The sequence below is a fragment of the Nostoc cf. edaphicum LEGE 07299 genome (assembly GCF_015207245.1).
Lineage (GTDB): Bacteria > Cyanobacteriota > Cyanobacteriia > Cyanobacteriales > Nostocaceae > Nostoc > Nostoc edaphicum_B.
This window is the reverse complement of the sequence record NZ_JADEXF010000297.1, coordinates 1-5550: the sequence shown is the minus strand read 5'-3', so window position 1 is coordinate 5550 and position 5550 is coordinate 1. Positions and strand designations below refer to the sequence as shown.

Below are 5550 nucleotides of genomic sequence, written 5' to 3'. Positions count from 1 at the left end.
CCATAATACAGTTTTCGCCAATATCATCTTTTGAAGCTATGATTAATTTGATATTTTTGCATAGCTAAATATTCTTTCTGAGGTAGAACCCAAAAAAGTCGCAATCTATTGCGAATGTACACTATCAGATATTTTTAATTAATCATCTGCCAAATTTTGAGAATGTTCTCACCACTTCCACCACCAGCAATGGTTTGTCCATCTGGGCTAATGGCAACGGCATAAATATATCCAGAACCTGTCTCCAAAGTGCGGACTTCCTTACCTGTGACTGGATTCCAAACTTTGATTGTCTTGTCACTACTGCCACTTACAAGGGTGATACCATTTGCACCTACGCTTGACAAAAAGGCAACAGAATTAACCTTATCATTATGTCCTTCTAAGGTGTGGATTAACTTTCCTGTTTTCAGATTCCACAATTTAATTGTCTTGTCTTTACTGCCACTGGCAAGGATGACGCCATCGGGAGCAAAAGCGACTGAAAGAATCGACTCTGAATTTCCATCGAAGGTGCGGATTAACTTTCCTGTTCCCAGATTCCACAATTTAATTGTTTTATCCCAGCTACCGCTGGCAAGGGTTTTACCATCAGGACTGAAAACTACAGATGCAATACCACTGGTATGTCCCTCTAAGGTGCGGATTAACTTTCCTGTCTCCAGATTCCACAGTTTGATTTTCATATCCTTACTAGCATTGCCACTTGCAAGGGTTTTGCCATCAGGACTGAAAGCTACAGAAGTAACTCCATCGCTATTTCCCTGCAAGGTGCGGATTAACTTTCCTGTTTCCAGATTCCACAGTTTAATTGTCTTGTCCGCACTACCACTAGCGAGGATTTTGCTATCAGGACTGAAAGCTATAGTCCAAATCCAATTGGAATGTCCTTCTAAAGTGCGGATTTCCTGTTCACCTGTCAGATTCCATAGCTTGATTGTCTTATCATCACTGGCACTGCCAAGGGTTGTACCATCAGGACTGAAAGCTACGGAATTTACGTCACTAGAATGCCCCTTGAAGGGTTTGGGTGAATAAGAATTTTCTGAGACGTTTTTTTGGGGCTGAATAGGCTGAGAAATAGGCTGAGAAATAGGTTGAGGAGCCTCGCTGACTATCTGGGGACGAGACTGGAAATACCAAACTCCCCCTAATCCCAACATTAAAATGCTAGAACCTAACAGCAGTTGACTTTTCAGATTGTTATTTGATTTTGGTGAAACTGGCACCTTGTTTGCTGAGTTAGCTGCAAATGTTGGTGTAAGTATAGTTGGGGGCACTGATAACAATGGTTGTATTTGAGGTGTCAAGTCATTGATGACTTCATCAGCCGATTGATAACGCTTTTGGATGTCTAGTTGCAACAGCTTATCCAAAACTTCACCCAACTCCATAGATATAGAAATCCCGTCCCTACCTGAACTGGTTAAATGTTGCCGCCAAGATGCAACCCAACCATAACCCTGATGTATCCACAGTTGAGATGGGCGAACTCCAGTCAGGAGATGAAAACAAGTAGCCCCCAAACTGAATAAATCACTGGCTGGGTAAGCTTTTCCATCTTGCATCTGTTCAAGTGCAGTGTAACCGTGTGAGCCAATAACAGTGCCCATTCTAGTCTGCACTGTTGCTGTCAGCAGTTTGGAAGCTCCAAAATCGATTAGGATTAATCGCCCATCACTTTGACGGCGAATAATATTCTGTGGCTTGATATCCCGGTGAATCACTCCCCGCAGATGGATAAACTTCAGTACTGGCAGTAAATCTAGCAAAAGTTGGCGAATCTCTGTTTCGTTATAGTTTGCCCGCGTTTCCGATTCTTTGAGCAAGTTTTGCCCATCGATAAACTGCTGCACCAAAAAGAGATAGCTATTTTGCTCGAAATAAGCCAATAAAGTTGGAATTTGCGGATGTTCTGCCAGTTCTTGCAGTCGGCTCGCTTCTTGTTTAAATAGTTCAACGGCCTTGGTTAGCGGCCCAGTTCCCTGAAGTTTTGGCGCGAATTGCTTAACAACACAGCATTCATTCAGTTTGTGTACATCTTTGGCTAGATAGGTTCTACCAAATCCACCCTCGTCTGATAAAACCTGAGTGGGGCGATAGCGACCTCCTAGCAGGGGTATCAATTCCGCTCTACAACTATGGCAATAGTTGTTTTTATCAGGATTTAGGGGTTTTTGGCAATCGGGATTCACACAACAGAGCATACTGGGAATCCATTTCAGTTGGAGTATATATTCATCTTAAGTCATACAGTATAATCTCTCTTGTTAGTAAATATCACTGAGACACCATACAAATCCCCAATTTCCTTACCTCATCGGGTATTAAACAATTTAGATAACTTGCAAAACTTGTGTTTGAGCGATGCCTTTTGACGAATTTATGGGCGTCAGGTCTGCTTGTGTATTACATCTGTGTAAGCCATTTAGTCAGGTTTACAAAAATAAATATCTGGGCAAAATTCCGAAAAGCAGCAATTTAAGTTTGTAGCTCAGTATATACCTACGAAATTGAGATTTTCTCTAGTAGTCTAAATTGAAAATATAATTTTTCTGATTTGATTGTGACAAACATTTGGGTATGTAGGATATACAAATTCATTTGATTACAGGCAATGCCTTTAGCAAGCCGCTAAGGTATATACGCCAAATCTCCTTTTCAATTTAAATCACTGCTGTGGTTAAAACAGCAACTAGTATTAATTTTGTCTTTCAGAAAGAGACAAAATTATCAGCAAAATTAGGAGCGTAACTATGCTATTAGACAACAAAAACTATCGTCGCAAATTAAGTCATGTTTTAATTGGTTGCGTGAGTAGTAGTTTGTTAATCACAAGTAATGTGCTGCCTATAAGTGCTTTAGTGAAAGTGAAATCTCACAGTTCTCAAGACTTCATAATTGCTAAATCACCAGATGAGAGACAACCAGAAGCAGTAAAAAAAGGAATTGAGCAAATTCCTGCTTCTCAGGCATCAATATCTCCAAGACGGAAGATTTCTATTGAGTCACCAATACAGCAGAATCCTCGTGCATCGTCTAATAGAGAAACTTCTCAGCGAACTTCCAGGGTTTCAGATAATAGCTCTACTCCAAGATCGTCTAGACGTAGGAATTCTAACTCAAATTCTAATCGTTCCAATAGTGGTGGTGCATCTAGATCCTCTGGAACTAGAACTGCAAATTCAAACGCCAATCGTTCTAATGGTGGCTCCGGGAGAGTTCGCAAGCCAAGTTCTAATGTAGCTACAACTGGGAACCAAAATCTCAATAATTCAGCGATTTATTCACCTGCAACCCCAACTTACAAAGAGATTAACTTTGTAGATGTAGCATTAGGTATTTTAAGTAAGAATGACTTTCAATCTGAAGGTAGATATTTTCATTTTTATGAGTTTGAGGGCAGAGAAAATCAATTAGTTCAAATTAGACTGATTGGCAGTAATGATACACGCAGCTCGAATAACTTGAGTTTAAAACCCTTGTTGTTTCTGCACGATCCTGATAACAATATTATTGTCAAAAAAGGCGCTTTGGATAAAAGCAGTGGTGGCGATGATGCATTCATTTTTGCGCGACTGCCTAAGAATGGCATTTACAAGATTGCTGTTACTAGTCAAGATCCGAGAGATACAGGCCGCTATAGTTTGGCTCTAAGGAATGATAGAGCTAGCTATACTTTAGATGAATCAGATCAACTAACTGCCAAAAGCTCAACTTTGAAACAAAATGGAGGTGCTTACAATGTTTCTAATTTTCAAGGTAGAAAAAATCAGCTGATAAGTATTCGTGTTGATAGTGTTGATGAAGAGTTTTCTCCTTATGTAGCTTTGCTAAATTCTAAAGGACAGACGATCGCAATCGATAAACACAAAGACAAAAGTGGTGTCTACAGTGCTTTAATTGACCGAGCTAGGTTGCCTGAAGATGATACATACTATATAGTTATTACTTCCAAAAATCCACAGGAACGCGGTAAATATAGATTGACTATTTTCTGAAGTAATTACCAATTCTAGTATCGAGACTATTGCTATGAGTAGGATATAGCCCGGAATGTTTTTTTTATTTACCGTAATAGTCTCGATACCATTGTACAAAGTTAAGTTAAGGGTTGTTGGTCTTTTAAGACGCGATTTATTACGTCTCTACATGAGGGTTTTGTTGCTCATTCTGAACTGTCTTGATGACTGTGGGAATTGCTTGTTTTCCTCATCCTCCATTTCCCACTCCCTTCTCATTAAATTTCAACTGCATACACACCATTCTCATGGGAAGTTCTTGCAGATTTCAAGGCATACATTGCACTGTAACGTCCACTTAAGTGCAGTAATTCTTTATGTGTACCTTGCTCTAAAATCTGCCCGTCTTCAATGTAGAAAACTAAATCGGCTTGTTCAACGGCTCTAAGATTATGAGAAACTACAAAGGTAGGCATTTTTGAGTCATTTTATCTACTATAGGACTTACACACGAGTTACAAAATAATGAACCGCCTCCCTTTGTCAAACTAGGCAATTTTTTGCTTGACTGCTAAAGCTTTTAAGATGTTTGCAGTTTTTTCAACTCCCCCAGAATCAAAGTTAATTTTATTAGGCTGCTCTTTGAGATAATTAATAATATTAATAGCCAGGTAATCAGGTTGCAAATAATTATGATTGATAAATTTGACTATTCCTAAATTGCTTAACTTCTCGGCTCTAATTGCTTGTTCTCGATCCTGATTACCTGTAAAGGGAAGAATCAGAGATCGTACACCTGTGGTTAAAATATTCATTGTAGTGTTATAGCCAGACATATTTATTGAAAGGTCTGCTTTTTTCATGTAATTTAGCAAGTAAGGAGTATAGCGTCGAATATAGATGTTTTTACTAAATTTTGCCATTTCTTGCAGTTCTTTAAATTTTGAATTTGGGATGAATGGCCCGGTAAAAACCTGAATATGATGTGGCAATAATTTCTCTAAAAAAGGGGCTGTATTAACTACACATTCAAGCAAATCATGACCAAATCTACCACCTCCTACACTGGCTACAATCAAGGGTTTGTCTGATTTAATAATTTCCCAATCTTCATCAGCTAAAATAGGATTTGTTGGTGGGTATTGCACGACATATCCGGTGTAATATATTTGGCACTTGAGGTCATTGACTCTAGAAAAGGTTGCTTCTAGTGGGACTAATTCTGGGTCGCTGTGAACCAAGAGTATATCAAAATACTTCTTGATTAAGTTACATACTTTTTCTTCGTGTTTTACTTGTTTTTCCGGTTTAACAACTACAATATCTCGCAAACTAGAAACTATTTTAGTTGAGCCTTTATTTGATTTTGCTAGTTCTAATAATGGAATTAATTCAAAAGAAAAACGTCTTCTCCCAAAAGGAAATAACTCAACAATCAAAATATCAGGCTGGAATTGCTTAAAGATTTTCAGAAGTCGATTTTTTCTAATTTCTTGGATTTCGCTAAGGTTAATGGCATCATCTACTACTTGTAGTTCAGCAAATTCTGGGTCAGTTTTAATTGCAGGCAGATTAATAACTTCCACAC

At 38.6% G+C, this 5550-nt stretch carries 4 protein-coding genes; 1 reads left to right on the top strand and 3 read right to left on the bottom strand.

The annotated features are described in order from the left end of the window. Nucleotides 1–134: 134 nt before the first annotated feature. Nucleotides 135–2207 carry a serine/threonine-protein kinase gene (locus IQ229_RS10990; RefSeq protein ID WP_194043631.1) on the bottom strand — a complete coding sequence of 691 codons (2073 nt, stop codon included), beginning with the start codon at nt 2205–2207 and terminating at the stop codon, nt 135–137. Between the two features lie 549 nt (nt 2208–2756). On the opposite strand from IQ229_RS10990, the gene IQ229_RS10985 reads away from it, so the two are divergent. Next, nucleotides 2757–4001 carry a peptidase gene (locus tag IQ229_RS10985; RefSeq protein WP_194043629.1) on the top strand — a complete coding sequence of 415 codons (1245 nt, stop codon included), beginning with the start codon at nt 2757–2759 and terminating at the stop codon, nt 3999–4001. Between the two features lie 239 nt (nt 4002–4240). Here IQ229_RS10985 and IQ229_RS10980 read toward each other — a convergent pair whose 3' ends face one another. After that, nucleotides 4241–4438, bottom strand: a complete 198-nt coding sequence (locus tag IQ229_RS10980; RefSeq protein WP_194043627.1) for a hypothetical protein — start codon at nt 4436–4438, stop codon at nt 4241–4243. A gap of 72 nt (nt 4439–4510) precedes the next feature. Continuing rightward, nucleotides 4511–5550: glycosyltransferase family protein (locus IQ229_RS10975; RefSeq protein WP_194043625.1), on the bottom strand; the 1040-nt coding region annotated here is incomplete at its 5' end.